We start from the raw sequence: 14,976 nt of genomic DNA on the forward strand, positions 1-14,976 counted from the left end.
AAATGAAAAAAATATTAAAAGCCCTCAGCCGATTATCTTACATAGGGGCACTGGCAGTAGTGCTTTCTTCCTGCGGCAGCAAGGAAAAAGATGGCGCTGGAACAGAAGCCCCTGCAGACAGCACGGCCACGGAGGAAAGCAACTCAGTAGAGCTCAGCCAGTCACAGTTCAAGTCTGTAGGGATAGAGCTGGGAAGTCCCGAGCTCCGTGCACTCAGCGGTATGCTGAAAGTAAATGGCTTTATTGACGTGCCACCACAGAACCTGGTGAGCATTACCACTCAGATGGGCGGTATTGTAAAATCCACTCCGCTTTTACAGGGGACAAAGGTGAGCAAAGGTCAGGTTATTGCCATACTCCAGAATCAGGAATATGTGCAGATGCAACAGGATTACCTGGAGAGCAAAAGCCAGCTTGAACTTTCGGATTCTGAATACAAAAGACAACAGACCCTTGCCCAGCAAAACGTTAATGCTCAAAAAACACTCCAACAGGCCAAAGCAGCTTATCTGGGAAATCTTGCAAGGGAAAATGCATTAAAGCAACGTCTTCAACTGATCAATATCAATCCGTCCTCGCTAAACGCCGGCAATATCCGTAGCCAGATAAATATCTACTCGCCGATCAATGGCTATGTAACCAAGGTTAACGTAAATACGGGCAAATTTGTGGCCCCCAATGATGCAATGTTCGAAATCGTAAACAGTTCGAATCTCCACGTTGAGCTCAACGTTTTCGAGAAAGATGCACAAAAGGTAAAAAAAGGACAGAAGGTGCTTTTTTCACTCACCAATGATTCAACCCAGCGGACTGCTGTCGTACAGCTGGTAGGCGGTGAGATCAATGCCGATAAGACCGTGACCGTTCATGCTATTGCCCAGGGAAGCGCCGGGTTTATCCCTGGTACCTACCTTAAGGCTTTCATCGAAACAGGTGCCGTGCAGGTAATGGCTTTGCCTTCTGCAGCGGTTGTAGACTTTGAGGGCAAAAAATACATTTTCGTCCAGAACTCGGCGGACAAAAAGGCAAAGGAACCGGCAAAAAACGAGTCCGGAAACAAAGATGGCGCCACTGAGGCCGGCCATCATTTTGAAATGGTAGAGGTTACAACGGGTATATCCGATGGCGGTTATATAGAGGTAACCATGCCTTCGGGACGGGATTTTACAGGCAAGGTTGTGCTTAAGGGCACTTATGATCTGCTGTCAAAAATGAAGAACAGCGAAGAAGAGTAAAGTCCCCACAAAGAATTTTTAGTACACACATTGAATAAAAGGTGCCTCGTTAGGGAGGCATCTTTTTAAAAAAAGTGGACCCACACGGGCAGAGAATACAGATAAAGCGGTTGCCCTGAATATTCAACAAAAATCAATTTACCCCGATATGGAAAACAAGAAGAAAAAATCCGAAAGCAAATCATCTGACAAAAAGCCCGTAGTCCGGAAGGAAGGCTCAGATTCCAAAGAAACAAAAGCGAATCCGGAAAAGGAAGAAACCAAAACTTCTTCACAGCCTATTTCTGAAAAACCATCCAGGAAGGGAAAAGAAGCTGAAAAGGAGAAAGAGGCTCATCTTGACCATGCTGAAGAGGAAGGCCATGATCATGAACATGGCGGGATTTTCGGGAAGAACACGGAAATGATCTTCGCCTTTATCTGTGGCGCGGCGCTGGGGATAGGATTTGGAATTTCTTTCATAGACGGTGTTCCCGAATGGGCAAGCCTTGCACTCTACATAACAGCCTATTTCTTTGGCGGTTTCTTTACGGCCAAGGAAGCAGTTGAAACTATACTGAAAGGTGGCTTTGAGATCGATTTTCTGATGCTGGTCGCCGCAATCGGCGCAGCGATCCTGGGCTCCTGGGCCGAAGGCGCATTATTGCTCTTCCTGTTCAGTCTGGGACATGCGATGGAACACTATGCGATGGGCAAGGCAAGAAAATCTATAGCTGCCCTTACCAGTCTGGCTCCCCCGACAGCCCTGGTTGTCCGGGATGGCAAGGAATCTGAAGTGCGCATTGAAGATCTTCAGCTTGGAGATGTCATTATCATCAAGCCCAACAGCAAAATTCCGGCAGACGGAGTGGTTGTAAAGGGTGAGGGCAGTGTCAACCAGGCCCCTATTACGGGTGAGAGTGTGCCAGTGGACAAATCACCCATACCGGACGCATCAAAGGACTATTCTGCCGAAAAAACCATAAAGCCCGAGTTTCGTGTATTTGCCGGAACAATCAACGGAGCCTCGGTTCTGGAGGTTAAGGTAATCCGGGAAGCCAAGGATTCGACCATCTCACGCCTGATCAAAATGGTAAATGAGGCGGAAAAACAAAAATCCCCAACGCAGCTATTTACCGACAGGTTCGAAAAGTATTTCGTTCCGGTAGTATTGGTTCTGGTGACCGCACTATGTTTTGCATTCCTGGTTATTGATGAGCCTTTTAGCAAAAGTTTTTACCGCGCGATGTCCGTACTGGTTGCTGCCAGCCCTTGCGCTTTGGCGATTTCTACCCCAAGCGCAGTACTTAGCGGTATTGCAAGGGCTGCACGTGGCGGAGTCCTTATAAAGGGAGGACGGCCACTGGAAGATCTGGGCGAACTCAACGCCATCGCGTTCGATAAGACCGGAACACTCACCGAAGGCAAGCCCCAGCTCACAAACGTGATTCCACTGAACGACATATCGGAAGAAGAACTAATGGGGATCGCTGTTGCAGTTGAAAAACTCAGCGACCACCCGCTGGCCGAGGCAATTGTAAAAGGCGCACTCGAAAAGATGAAGAAAAAATCCGTTCCTGAGGCACATAACGTGAAAGGCATTACCGGAAGAGGTGTTCAGGCTGAGGTCAACGGTAAAAAAGTATTCATTGGAAACAAGGCCCTTTTTGAAAAGGATGGAATACCCGAAGATATTCTCAAACAGGTTGAAGAGCTGGAAAAGGGCGGACATACTTCAATGCTTGTCAGGGTCGATAAAGATTTCATCGGCATTCTTTCCCTTATGGATGTTCCCCGTGAAGAGGCAAAACATGTGCTTAAAGAACTCGAAGAGCTGGGGATCAAAAAAATGATTATGCTCACCGGGGACAACCAACAGGTTGCAGAAGCGGTAGCTAAACAGATCGGTGTAACCGAGGCATGGGGCAACCTTATGCCGGAAGACAAAGTCAAGGCAGTACAGAAACTCGCCAAATCAGAAAAAATGGTTGCGATGGTGGGAGACGGCGTGAATGATGCCCCGGCCATGGCCAAAAGTACCGTAGGTATCGCTATGGGCGCTGCGGGATCTGATGTTGCTTTGGAAACAGCAGATATTGCCCTGATGGGCGATAAGCTGGAAAGCCTTCCCTTTGCCATCGGGCTTAGCCGTAAAGCCCGGGGCATCATTAAACAGAACCTCTGGATTTCCCTTGGTGTTGTCGCCGCACTTATTCCACTGACCATACTGGGTGTCGCTTCGATCGGACCGGCAGTAATCGCCCACGAGGGATCGACGCTGGTCGTAGTGTTTAATGCGCTGCGCTTACTTGCTTACGACAACGGACATAATAAAAAAGCACCGAAAAAGAGGAAAAAATAAGGCATGTTCAAAAAGGTTAAAAAATTCCTGAAAGCCCTGGGGCCGGGCATCGTTACCGGTGCGAGTGACGATGACCCATCAGGTATTTCCACCTATTCACAGGGCGGTGCAAAATATGGTCTGGCAGCACTCTGGACATTGATCATCACGTTCCCCTTGCAGGCTGCAGTCCAGGATTGCGACCGTATCAGGCTGACCACAATGCTTAGGAAACACTATCCAAAATGGGTATTGTACCTGTTGATCATATTCAGCGTGCTGGCAATCGTCCTGAACATTGGTGCCGATATCGCTGATATGGACGCTGTGGAGCATCTCATATTTCCTGCCGTTCATGCAATTGTTTTTAGTGTGCTCTTTACCGGAGTACTTCTATTCTTCATCATCTATCTGCCTTACTCGACACTTGGCTCAGTTCTGAAATATCTGTTCCTGACCCACATGGAGATTCTTATCGGCACATGCCTCGACCTCAATCTGGGGTGCCTTTCCTTTGGTGCCTATAGATTTTATTTAAGAAAGAATTATGCAGGCTAAACAACTTATTTCATTAAACATACTGCTGTTTGCAGCGTTTCCGGTCGTCTTACTTATAGTCGGTGGCATGATCGTAACCTGGAAAAAGCCGACGGCTGCTGTGCAGAGTACGATCCTCCACTTTGCTGCAGGGGTAGTTTTTTCAGTCGTGGCAGTCGAGCTTTTGCCAGATATGATTAGGATCCATGATACAACCTCGATAATTATAGGCTTTACCTTGGGTATTTCGGCCATGCTTCTGATCAAATGGTATACCGCCAGGCTTGAGCTCAAAATGGGCGGAACAAACGACAGCAAGCTGTTGCCTTGGGGAATGCTTATCGCGGTAGGCATTGACCTCCTTTTGGACGGTCTTCTTTTAGGGATAGGATTTGCAGCGGGATCAAAAGAAGGAACCCTGCTTGCACTGGCACTTGCGATGGAATGCCTTTCGCTGGGACTTGCAGTAGGTACCAGGCTGACCAAGCTTGGAAATTCCAAAAGGAGGCTGATCAGGGTGCTCTCGCTATTTGGCCTGGTTCTTCTATTGGGAACAGGGGGAGGTTTTTTTATACTGCATTTTACAGGAGAAAAAGTACTGGAACTTGTGCTCTCATTTGGTAGCGCAGCCTTACTGTTTTTAGTTACCGAGGAACTTCTTGTCGAAGCCCATGAAGAAAAGGATTCTCCATTTTTTACCGCGGCTTTTTTCTTAGGATTTCTTCTGTTTATGGTTCTGGGGCTCATTATTTAATCTAAACCGATGAATATTATCGCTAAAATCAGTCAGTTCGATGCGCACCATAAACTTTACCTCTCCCTGGGTGTTGCTCTTGCCGTCCTTGGTATTTGCTATGCTACGGAACTGGAAGCCTCTGTCAGGTTGATGGTTGTATGGCTAAGCTATGCAACAACCAGCATAGCGCTTGCATGGACAACCATTAGCTCCTCGCATCCCAGTCAGATAAAACACGATGCCCATGCGCAGGATTCAAGCAGGACGCTCATTTTTCTTTTTGCCATAGCTGCTGCATTCGCCAGTCTTTTTTCCATTATTATCCTTTTGCGTGAAAATTCGGAAAAGACCGATCAGGGCCTTTTTATGACTATCGTTATTCCGTTGCTCTGCGTGGTTAGCTCATGGTGGCTGGTTCATACGGTCTTTACCATGCGATATGCACATTTCTATTACTGTGACATCGAGCATGAGAAGAAAGGAAAAATAGAAAAACCCGGAGGACTGATCTTTCCGGGAGGAGAAGATCCCGATTATATGGATTTTGTCTATTTCGCTTTCGTGGTTGGAATGACTTTTCAAGTATCTGACGTAGAAATCTCCTCCAAACGGATCCGAAGGCTTGCATGGATGCACGGTGTTCTTTCATTTGCCTTTAATACAGTAATAGTTGCCCTGACAATCAATGTGCTCTCGGGCATGATCCAAAAATAATTTAATTTAAAACTAAAAACCTATGGACTGGACACCAGAAAATTTTCCACTTGAGATGAAGGACCTTGACCCAAGGGTAAGGGAAAAAGCGATCGAGATCGCCAACGAACTTAGAATTACCAAAGAGGTAAGCGAGCTCAATATTGTTGAGGTCGCCATCAACAGGGCCCAGCAATGGTTTATCAGCCTGGAGGGATAATTGCAGTGCAAAGACTATCCCCTGATCACACAAAATATAATCCAAACCGCGGAAAGGTATCCACAAGGCTCCTGACCGATCTTAAAACATTGAATAAAATGCAGATCAAAAGAAACAACAGGCCCAGGCCTGCTGCTGCCAGGGGTGGGGGAACAGCTCCAAAAAAGAAAAAGGCCAAGGGGCCAAAGAAATCGGTTTTCCTGATGGTATTTTATTGGATACTGGCGCTGCTGCTGGCACTCGCCATTTATTTTAAAGCCAAACATTTCTATAATTCACATTGGGACAAGGATACCAACGAAAAAAACAACGATTCTGTTATCAACACCCCCGGATCTAAAAAATAAACCATGAAGCAGATTTTTATGAAAAGCCGATATAGTGTACTATATTTCTTTATCTTTTTCTTCATCTGTGTCTCGACCATGCTGAGGATCAGTTTTACTGCGATTTCGCTCGGAAAGGCGGGGCTGGGATTTGGAGAAATCCTCACCGCCTTTGCTAAAGGATTCGTCTTCGATCTTGGGGTGGCCACATATTTCAGTGTAATTTATGCCTTTTATCTGCTCATCCTTCCCCAAAAATGGAACAGGACTGGATTTAACAAGGTGTTTACCCATATCCTTCTTTTTCTGATGGTCTTGATTTCGGTATTTTCTTTTTTCGCAGAATTTACTTTTTGGCGGGAATTTGAGAGCCGTTTTAACTTTATAGCAGTAGATTATCTGGTCTATACTTATGAGGTTGTGCACAACATCAACGAGTCCTATCCGCTGCCGCTTTTGATTTCAGCTATTGTCATAATCTCCTTTTTATGGAACTATCTTATGAAGGGGGCGTTCAGGAAGAGCTTCGAGTCTGCTACACCTTTTGCCCGTCGATCGGTAAATACAGCCCTGATCATTCTGACAGCAATATTCTATACGATCGAGATAGATAACTCCTGGGGGGATAAAAGCGGTAACCGTTATGCGGCAGAAATTTCCAAAGCAGGGATATATTCTTTCGTAGCGGCCTTCAAGGCGAATGAACTTAGCTACGATCAGTTTTATCCGATGCTCACAAATCAGCTTGCCTTCAATTTGGTAAGAAAAGAACTCTCCTCTTCCTCTAGCAGGTTTATTTTCAAAGGTCCTTCGGTACGTAGATCGGTTCTGGCCGGTAATGGCCAGACGGAACCCAATGTCATTATGGTGGTCATGGAGAGTTTCAGCGCTGATTATATGGGCACTTTTGGCAATACACAAAAACTGACACCTGTTCTGGATTCGCTGGCCAAAGAGAGCATCCTATTTGAGCGCATGTATGCAACAGGCACCCGTACCGTGCGAGGGATGGAGGCGCTTTCCCTCGCCGTTCCGCCAACACCGGGGAATAGTATTGTAAGGAGGAGCAATAATGCAAACCTGAGCACAATAGGCAGTATTTTTTCCAAACGTGGGTATTCCACAGGCTTTTTTTATGGCGGGGACGGTTACTTTGACAATATGAACCAGTTCTTCGGAAGCAATGGCTATGACATAACAGATAGGGGGAGGAAGCTTACAATGGGTGATGCCTATCTGGGAAAGCGGACCATCCTGAGCGATAGCGAAGTGAGCTTTGAAAATGCCTGGGGCGTTTCGGACGGGGATCTTTTCGCTGCGGTAATCCGTGATGCGGATAAAAGGCACTCGTTAAAGAAACCTTTCTACGATTTTGTCATGACCACTTCCAACCATCGGCCCTTTACCTATCCCAAAGGAAAGATAGATATCCCACCAGGCACGGGAAGAGAGGGCGCAGTAAAATATACCGATTATGCCATTGGGGAATTTTTAAGACAGGTCCGGAAAAAGCCATGGTTCAGCAATACCGTGTTTATATTCGTTGCCGATCACTGCGCGGAAAGCGCAGGAAAGAACGAGATTGATATCTCCCGTTACCATATCCCGGCGATGATATACAACCTCAATGGACAGCCCCCTTCAATAATTCCCAGCCTTTGCTCACAGATAGATCTCTATCCAACCTTGTTCGGCCTGTTGAAATGGGACTTTGAGAGCAATAACTTCGGTATGGATGTTAGATCAGCCGGGTACCGCCCAAGGATCTTGCTAGGAACCTATCAAAAGCTCGGTTATCTCCGTAGCGACACCCTTGTGGTACTCAGTCCAAGGAAGCCTCCGCAGAGCTATCATTATGATTTCAAAACCAATACACAGACCTCGGCGAAATCTTCTGAAACACTTGGAAGGGAAGCCATTTCTTATTATCAGAGTGCCTATTATCTCTTTAGGACAGGGGGATTAAAAAAATAAGAATATTATGAATTATTATCAGTTATTATTGATCTGTGTGCTAGCGGGGTCTGTGATCCTGCTAACAGGTAAATACTTTTTTAAGCGCAGGCGCAGAAACATCTTCAGTATGCTTATTGGAGATGTTCAAGCTTATGTAAGCTATCTTTTTGAGGAGCACTGGCAGGCTGACCTGGCATACCACGATCTGGATCATACCAGACTTGTGGTCAAAAGGACCCAGGAAATCGCTTCCAATTTTCGCCTGGATGACCTTCAGGAATTCATACTTTTCTCTGCCGCATGGTTTCATGACACCGGGCAGCTAACTGGGCCTCCTGCCGGCCATGAGCATCGAAGCGTGCGGCTGATGGAAGAGTTTCTTTCAGATAAAGGGATTGCACCGGATATCATTTCCGCCATCGGCCGCTGCATACTCTCCACCTCCATTCCACATAGCCCTAGCAATATCCTTGAAGAAATTATCTGTGATGCGGATACCTATAACCTGGGCAATGAGGAATTTCTCATCACCGATGCAAAGGTTGCGCGCGAAATGCAGAAAAGGGCAGATGTGGACCTAAGCCATTGGGATAAAGAAACACTTGCATTTCTATCAGCCCACCGTTTTTTTACGCCTTATTGCAAGTCTATGCTCTCGCAGGGAAAGCAAAATAATATCCATTTGGTGCGGGAACGCATAAAAAATAAATCAGGCCAAACACCCTAAATGGATTTGGACAATGAATGGGATATACTCTTAGGCTTCTTGTCGCTTTTATCCTGGCAGGTATCATTAAAAATAGGTTGACACCCCGAACTGCACCGCTCCGGTTCTGGCAGGCGGGTTTCCAAGGATATCCTTCTGCCACTGTTTTCGGTAGGAAAACCTCAGCACGGTTTGTTGCCTTGGCCTGAAACTGATGCCGGGCATTACGCTGAAAAGCTCATCACCAATATTCCCGCCGGTCTCCCTGAACTTCCCTACATTCCAGTCCACATACTCTACCCTGCAGGCTAAACTTACAACAGAATGCTGCCAGCCCAGAATCGTTTTTTTGATCACAGGTTGAACAATATCTATATATCCGCCCATCTGACGGCTCCCGAACTGCTGGGAATAGGTGTCGGGAACATCTACCCTGATCCATGCCCACTCAGCGGTGATGAAGGTCTTAAGTTTGGGAAGTGTAGTGTTAAAGTCTATGGCGAAAACATTTAACCTGCGTTTGTCATCGATAACAATTCCGTCCGACTGCCATTTATTGTAAACACCTCCCATATAGGATACGCCGAGTTCGCCTATATTGTTCCTGCGTACCGCAACCTTTCCCGTTAGAAGCGGCTGCCCGCTTGCAATTTCTTCAAACCTTTCCGGATTCCTTTTTGAGGCAGCCAGAGAGGTTCTGTTTTCAGGGTTTGCAATAATGGAATCGTCAAAGCTGCTTGTGGCATATAACTCGTAGCCCAGCATCCAGTCACCGCTATAGTTCTTGCCATAAATCCCGAATCCTGCACTGCTCCAGGTTGCAGGCAGCATCTGTGTCATGGCGATCGGACGGTCGGTGAATTCCCATTTAGGACCGTCATGGTTCTGGTTGAATGCACCAATGGGATTTAATATCATTCCACCCCTTAAATTAAGCAAGGGGTGCAGTTCCAGATCCAGCGCAGCAAATTCAACCGCTATTTCTTTTTCAGCAGGTTCAAATTCGATCTCGGAAAGGAACTTGATGCGCTTGGAAATGGTTGAGGCTACAAATAGCGTCATCCTTCTGAACTGGAACTGCTGTCCTTCAGAGATCCCGTCTGTACCCTGATACTGCCAGTTGGCTTCCATATACCCGCCCACTGATACCGGAAGTTTTCCCACGGCAATAAAAGGCCGTTCATAAACTGCATCCATGTTGAGTGAGTTTTTTGCTGTATCACTGGGTTTGGCCCTTAAAAGTTTCGGGTCGATCTGGGCAAAAGCCATCTGACCGATACCAATAGATATGATAAGCGTAAAGAGTTTTTTCATACTGCCTTCAGTGAAATTTTGATCCTGGTTTTTTCTATGGTAATGGGGAAAGTTCTTAAGTTTGCTTCTGCCGGACCATTTGTCATTCTGCCCTTATTGTCAAATTCACTTCCATGGGCCGGACATTGAAGCCTGTCTCCGAAAGCCTGGAGCTCGGTTCCCTGGTGGGTGCACTGCATCCATAGTGCAGAATAATTCAGTTCATCATGCCGGTAGATACAGATGGGATATCGGAGCAGGTCATTGCTGACTACAATGTATCTTTTGAACTGGACATTTTTTCCCTGTCTGAGTTCAAAGTCCTTCATTTCTACGACCAGGTTATCCCCTGCAATCTCGCCCGTCGCCGGCACCAGGCTGCTGCATCCACTGATCAACGTGGTGATCCCAAGGCCTCCAAGGCAGGCCATTCCACAGCCTTTTATAAAATCTTTTCTTTTCATTTCTATAGTGATTCTAAAAATCTCAGCATGGCATTTCTTTCTGCCCCAGACAGCTGGTTGAACCTGTTGCGGCTTGCAGATGCCTCTCCTCCATGAAGGGTTACCGCCTCTTCGATGCTTTTTGCCCTTCCGTCATGCAGCAGATGATAAGATCCACCCTGTGAATTCATCGAAAGTCCCAGTCCCCATAGGGGCGGGGTCCTCCATTCGAAGGTCTTAGCCGATCCTTCCGTATAACCATCGTCCAGCCCAGGTCCCATATCGTGAAGCAGCAGGTCGGTATAGGGATGGAATTCTTTGTTGGATAGAGCAACCACTGGGGAAAAAACTGTTTTTAGGGTAGGCTTGTGACAGCCTGAACAGTTGATCTTTTCGAACAGTTTCCTGCCGGTTTCAACTTCGGCATTTCCGGCATCGCGCTGTATGGGCGCTTTTAGCGTCTGTAGATAAAACACCACGTTATTCACTGTAAGTGTGGAAATTTCAGGATCAATCACCATCCGCGTATAGGCATCCACAGGATCAAAGCTTGAAGTTATCCCGATATCCTGGTTGTAGGCATTAACAGTCTGGTGGAGCAGGTTATATGCTGCCGCCTTTTTTCCAAAACGATGGATATATTTTCCCTTCAGTGCAATAGCGTTGTTAAAGGCCTGAACATATGACGGAAGCACTGCGTAATTTGGGACACCAGAAATGCCGTCATTATCCAGATCCTGGGGGTCAGCCATAGCTAGTATATCTGCATCAGCTACCAGTTCGAGAAAGCCAAGGCCGGTATTGGCAGGCGGTGTAAATTTTGAAAAGCTGGCGCCTGCTGGGATTTGCTCAGGTTTGTACCCGGGAATAGCCCTGTTCTGCAGTTGTGGGCCTCCCTGGTCCAAAAATTTATTGCCTGTCTCATCGGTCTGCCCGAAACGGACCAGCGTAGTAAAGGGATGGCCTTTGCCGTCTCCAGCATGGCAGCTTCCGCAGCTGGTTGCAACAAAGCCAGGACCAAGGCCATTCGCAGGAGTAAATATCTCATTGTTAAAGGCCGCATCTCCCAAAGCGAAACGTCTGAGCTGGTCATAGCTGAGTCCTTCCACCGGGCCATCAAGAATTTCATCCTCTTTTGGAGAAGAAGGGATTATCTTCTCACAGGACACCATTATAGCAACTAGGCTCATAAGTGAAAGCAGGACAATGGGTAATCTTTTCTGCATGTTATCTGATTTTTTGTAAATCTAATATTAAAAATAGAAAAGACTAAAAATAAATTTAGATTTATCTAAATTTATTTTTAGATTGATTTTAACGGTGTCGGAATTATAATGCACGGCTCCCAAAATGAACTACTTTTTTAACAAAAGCACGGAATGCGATATTATAAACCGAAACAGTAAATCATCTATTGCTTTCAAATCAGGAACTTCACCGGATAGGGTATTTTGTTGGCGGATGCCACGGTTTATCCTTTGTAAGCAGATGTAAAAAGGGCAGGCAATGGTGCCGGGATTCGGAATTTTTAAAGTTCTTTTCGAATTTTGGTTGAAATGTTTAGTTTTAGGGCTGGAATACGGTTTCCTAGATAAAAAACAATACCGTGGTCATCGGGCCCTTTAAAAAAAACAGTTATGGACAAATTCAAACAGGTGCAGGAAGTTATTGCTTCAGTAGAAGCCGATGTAACGAAATTTTATGATGGTGGAAATGCAGCGGCTGGTACGCGAGTACGTAAGGCAATGCAGGACCTTAAGGTTTTGGCTCAAGAGATAAGGGCTGAAGTTACAGAGAAAAAAAATAACGATAAATAAACAAGAGACTGTTTTGGGAAATAAGGCCACTGGTATGAATAAGTGGCTTTTTACGTCTATAGGGTTCGGCGTGCTTTGTTGTTTGGGCAACAGCCGGGCTATCCGCTCATACGCCTTCGGGCTTTAGGCGCTGGGCAGGTATCCGCTACTATCCCTGTTGCAAAGGAGGAATTTTAAATGATGTGTTGGATTGAGGCGAAAGAGTGTTGAACCTAGTGGTGTAATTAGTTGTGAATTAGTTTTTTGAGTTTTGTTAATTCTGCTTTGATGCCAAAAACTCACCTTTGATTAATTCTCATTTCTATTATTAAAGGATTTTCCGGTTTATGCTTATTGGGTAGAGTCAATCTGCGGAAGCTCGACCTTATTTGAGCACTGTGAAGCGGTAGGAAATTTTGAAAAAGTGGTGAAGATGTTATTAATAATACATGGTATTTAGTCTCTCTATTTCGTTATTTATGGTGATATCGTGCTAAATGCTTTGGCAATATTAATGCAAAGCCTGAGAAAGAACCAAAGTTTCATAAGAACTATATTGTTTTATAAATTTAGTTAGTTTCGATTAAATAGTCAAAGTGAAAAGAAACTTTCATATATGTGGATTACATCTTTTTTTTGACTTTATCCCTCATCTTGCTTAGTAATACTGCATCTGGTATTCCCCCTTGCAGTTCTGCTTCTATCGTTTCTACAATTTTGATTAGCTCTGGGGCGTTACCGCTAATTTTGATAATATGTTTGAGGGCGTGATTGATTAACCACGATGCCATCGGGACACCCGGCATGGCCTTTCCTATCAGGCCAATGACAAAACCTTTAATGTTCCATGCGGAAAGATTATTTTTATTCTTTTCATACTGTCTAACGAAATGGTTATAAGCTTCTACTGTTTCTGAAACATCTTCATGGGTTTTTTGGTGTTTAGATATATTTAAAACCAGATCTCTGAATCTTTGTATTTCTACGGAATCGAAAGTCGTAGCAAGTTCAATTACTGGAAGATTGGCGCTGACAGCCAAAATATTTTCTGCCGTGAAATTTGTGAAATTCTTATTATGCAAGACCCAATCTGCCCTTGGTGTCCCAGAATAGAGGTCTGCAATCAGAGAACTTACATTTGTCGTATCATATCCATGGACTGTCGTCGGCACTAGAACTGATCCAGTACTTGCAGCCATTTCTACGGCAGGTATAGCCGTCATGAATTCCAATTTCAAATCCCGATTTTCGTTTAACTCAAATATGGGTCCCATAAGATTGATGGTGCCATAACTACTTAATACAATGGAATCCTGCTGGTTCATCGCATTAGGAAGGCGTATCCACATGTTTCCTGTTTCCGATATTGTTTTTCGGATGGCATCTGCAAAACGTTTGTTCTTTGTCAAGACCGGAACTGATTTATCGATTGCTCCAAGCAACACCTGCTTTTCTTGTATAGACAAGGGGGGGAATAATAATGGATTTCGTTTTTTCATTTCCATTATTGTCATTGTTGTTACCGTTCTGGAAAGATGAACATTTTCCTTTTTGGTTTCTAATAACTCTAGGACAAAATTTTGGTCATAATAATCTATAGATTTTGGAAAAAGGAGCTGTAACTTTCCCAATTTATGCAACTCGAGCAATTCCTTTTTTGAAAGACCCAATGCAACCAATGTCTGATTCATGTATTCTGAATGTGGTGCAACAAGACAAATCTGGTCATACATTGTCAAGTAATTTCTAATATTTTCGGAAAAACCTGAACTGCAGTCGATCAAACACCTGAATAATCTCTTTTGAAGTGAGACAGGACGATACGGACCGAACTCTTTTGGACTAGCATTAATTATTTTTTGCCTTTTATCTAACCATGTATCCTCTTCTTCCTCCCATGCTTTATTTAAAACTGGTGAAAGTTTGTTTTTTAAATCTCTATATGTTTGGATGTTTCTGAAGATCGATTCTTTTTCAGGCTTGCTCACATGGGGCATTTTGCTATTAACAAAGTTTATTTCAACTTGGAATTTTGCCGCTTGAAAGATTTTTCGAAGATTGCTAAATCCATCTTCCGAAACTTCTTCAAGGAAAGAAACTGTGATTGGCATGCTGTCCAAGATTTCATAGTCCGGATAAATTTTTGGTATTAGCAATTTGAGCTCATACCCAACATCTGCCCTTGTAAGGAGATATCCCGTTCCTGGAGATGTAAGTTGTTTGATTTGATCATCGATTTGCACGGAAGATTCAGGTATTTCGCTGACTAAAAAGATTAAAGTGCCCATGATTTTGTGTAACCTAAACCATTCATGGATTTTGGAGCCATCAATGGCTAGGGTGGTCTCCGTAATATCAGGGCAGTAAATGAAATAACTACCATTCACGTAAAAAAGGCCTTTGGTAACAATTTGGTATTGTCCAAGCAGAAAAATCTCGTAGGACATTATTGAGTGAATATCGTATTTCATGAGCGTTATTTTTTAGGAATTTTGATATGACTGGGGAAGAACCTGTAGTGACGCTTCTGGTTCGCTTTAAACTGACTGCCAATTTGATTACCGGATGATGTACATCTAAGTTCCATTCCCTCTGGACAAATATACAATTCTAATCCAAACCGTTTTCCTCAGGACTTTTTTGTTTAATCCATCCTACCACCGGAAATACTAAATTCAGACGGTTCTAAAAATCAAGATCCATTCATAGGTGCCA

Annotated in this window: 14 protein-coding genes; 10 read left to right on the plus strand and 4 right to left on the minus strand. The window is 44.7% G+C overall.

Features of this window, described 5'->3' with window-relative positions:
* The first annotated feature begins 2 nt into the window (after positions 1-2).
* The 9 genes from R2S57_RS10720 (at position 3) to R2S57_RS10760 (ending at position 8,750) form a co-directional block, all read left to right on the plus strand.
* Positions 3-1,235: an efflux RND transporter periplasmic adaptor subunit gene (locus tag R2S57_RS10720; protein WP_316844997.1), complete on the plus strand. Its 1,233-nt coding sequence runs from the start codon at positions 3-5 to the stop codon at positions 1,233-1,235.
* A gap of 148 nt (positions 1,236-1,383) precedes the next feature.
* Positions 1,384-3,576 (plus strand): heavy metal translocating P-type ATPase, encoded by a 2,193-nt coding sequence (locus R2S57_RS10725; protein ID WP_316844998.1) that lies wholly within the window; start codon positions 1,384-1,386, stop codon positions 3,574-3,576.
* A 3-nt stretch (positions 3,577-3,579) separates the two neighbouring features.
* Positions 3,580-4,113, plus strand: coding sequence for a divalent metal cation transporter (locus tag R2S57_RS10730; RefSeq protein ID WP_316844999.1), 534 nt, complete (start codon positions 3,580-3,582; stop codon positions 4,111-4,113).
* On the plus strand, positions 4,103-4,846 hold the full coding sequence (locus tag R2S57_RS10735; protein ID WP_316845000.1) for a transporter: 744 nt from the start codon (positions 4,103-4,105) through the stop codon (positions 4,844-4,846). Before R2S57_RS10730 ends, R2S57_RS10735 begins: the two co-directional genes overlap by 11 nt.
* A 9-nt stretch (positions 4,847-4,855) precedes the next feature.
* Positions 4,856-5,542 carry a DUF1345 domain-containing protein gene (locus tag R2S57_RS10740; protein ID WP_056095215.1) on the plus strand — a complete coding sequence of 229 codons (687 nt, stop codon included), beginning with the start codon at positions 4,856-4,858 and terminating at the stop codon, positions 5,540-5,542.
* 22 nt (positions 5,543-5,564) lie between these two features.
* Complete coding sequence (locus R2S57_RS10745) at positions 5,565-5,741, plus strand: hypothetical protein (RefSeq protein WP_167398035.1); 177 nt, start codon at positions 5,565-5,567, stop codon at positions 5,739-5,741.
* Between the two features lie 98 nt (positions 5,742-5,839).
* Positions 5,840-6,088 (plus strand): hypothetical protein, encoded by a 249-nt coding sequence (locus R2S57_RS10750; protein WP_147273669.1) that lies wholly within the window; start codon positions 5,840-5,842, stop codon positions 6,086-6,088.
* 3 nt (positions 6,089-6,091) lie between these two features.
* Complete coding sequence (locus tag R2S57_RS10755) at positions 6,092-8,041, plus strand: LTA synthase family protein (protein ID WP_316845001.1); 1,950 nt, start codon at positions 6,092-6,094, stop codon at positions 8,039-8,041.
* A 7-nt stretch (positions 8,042-8,048) separates the two neighbouring features.
* The gene (locus R2S57_RS10760; RefSeq protein ID WP_146202961.1) at positions 8,049-8,750 is read left to right on the plus strand and encodes a metal-dependent phosphohydrolase; all 702 of its coding nucleotides are present in this window, start codon (positions 8,049-8,051) and stop codon (positions 8,748-8,750) included.
* A gap of 66 nt (positions 8,751-8,816) precedes the next feature.
* Here the strand turns inward: R2S57_RS10760 and R2S57_RS10765 are convergent, their stop codons facing one another.
* Genes R2S57_RS10765 through R2S57_RS10775 form a run of 3 tightly spaced genes read right to left on the minus strand, consistent with a single transcriptional unit; the run spans position 8,817 to position 11,637 of the window.
* The gene (locus R2S57_RS10765; RefSeq protein ID WP_056095202.1) at positions 8,817-10,043 is read right to left on the minus strand and encodes a hypothetical protein; all 1,227 of its coding nucleotides are present in this window, start codon (positions 10,041-10,043) and stop codon (positions 8,817-8,819) included.
* Positions 10,040-10,453: a ubiquinol-cytochrome c reductase iron-sulfur subunit gene (locus tag R2S57_RS10770; protein ID WP_316845002.1), complete on the minus strand. Its 414-nt coding sequence runs from the start codon at positions 10,451-10,453 to the stop codon at positions 10,040-10,042. The genes R2S57_RS10765 and R2S57_RS10770 overlap by 4 nt, the downstream gene beginning before the upstream one ends.
* 35 nt (positions 10,454-10,488) lie before the next feature.
* Positions 10,489-11,637 (minus strand): di-heme oxidoredictase family protein, encoded by a 1,149-nt coding sequence (locus R2S57_RS10775; RefSeq protein WP_316845003.1) that lies wholly within the window; start codon positions 11,635-11,637, stop codon positions 10,489-10,491.
* Positions 11,638-12,102: 465 nt separating this feature from the next.
* Between R2S57_RS10775 and R2S57_RS10780 the strand changes: the two genes are divergently transcribed.
* Positions 12,103-12,282 carry a histone H1 gene (locus R2S57_RS10780; protein ID WP_090985867.1) on the plus strand — a complete coding sequence of 60 codons (180 nt, stop codon included), beginning with the start codon at positions 12,103-12,105 and terminating at the stop codon, positions 12,280-12,282.
* A 602-nt stretch (positions 12,283-12,884) separates the two neighbouring features.
* Here the strand turns inward: R2S57_RS10780 and R2S57_RS10785 are convergent.
* On the minus strand, positions 12,885-14,732 hold the full coding sequence (locus R2S57_RS10785; RefSeq protein ID WP_090985865.1) for a hypothetical protein: 1,848 nt from the start codon (positions 14,730-14,732) through the stop codon (positions 12,885-12,887).
* Positions 14,733-14,976 lie beyond the last annotated feature (244 nt).

The organism is Pedobacter psychrodurus, from assembly GCF_032678585.1.
Taxonomy (GTDB): Bacteria; Bacteroidota; Bacteroidia; order Sphingobacteriales; family Sphingobacteriaceae; genus Pedobacter; species Pedobacter psychrodurus_A.